Raw genomic sequence first — 591 nt, 5'->3', positions numbered from 1 at the left:
CGCCACAGCACGGCCGCGGGCACGCCGGGTGGGCCGTCCGGCATGTTCGACGACGGCTCCGTAGCCCACCAGGTTCGGCTCGCGTTTCGCGGGCGCCTCCGAAGTTGTGGCCGCCGACTCTGCCCCGCCGTCGGCGGCTTTGCCGCCGTTGGCGGAACCGGCGTCGTCCACCTCGAACGAAACGATCGGTTTGCCGACCTCCACCACGGTGCCCGGCTGTTCATGCAACGCTGCCACGACGCCGGCGAACGGCGACGGCAACTCGACCACGGCCTTGGCTGTTTCCACCTCAGCGATGACCTGGTTCAGCGCCACGGTGTCCCCCACGGCCACCTTCCAGCTGAGGATTTCCGACTCGGTCAGTCCTTCGCCAAGGTCCGGCAGCCTGAATTCCTTGATCATGGTGGCGCTCATCCTTCCAGTCCGCTCAGGGAGTTGGGGCGTCCCAAGGCTCGGTCAACGCCGTCGAGGATCCTGTCCAGATCAGGCAGGTGGTGCATCTCGACCTTCGAGTAAGGGTACGGAACATCGAAGCCCGTGATCCGGACCGGGGCCGCTTCGAGGTAGTTGAAGCAGCGCTCCGTGATGCTC

The 591-nt window shown here is 66.3% G+C and carries 1 protein-coding gene and 1 pseudogene; both read right to left on the bottom strand.

The features are described 5' to 3' along the window. On the bottom strand, positions 1–402 hold a 402-nt coding region (locus ACFV20_RS37320), incomplete at its 3' end, for a biotin/lipoyl-containing protein (RefSeq protein ID WP_385665674.1). A gap of 8 nt (positions 403–410) precedes the next feature. Beyond that, positions 411–591: pseudogene (locus tag ACFV20_RS37315) on the bottom strand (alpha-ketoacid dehydrogenase subunit beta); the annotation flags it as partial.

Origin of the sequence: Streptomyces sp. NPDC059696 (assembly GCF_042733745.1) — a bacterium.
Classification (GTDB): domain Bacteria; phylum Actinomycetota; class Actinomycetes; order Streptomycetales; family Streptomycetaceae; genus Streptomyces.
Note: the sequence above shows the minus strand (reverse complement) of the source record. Positions and strands in the feature narration are given on the sequence as shown.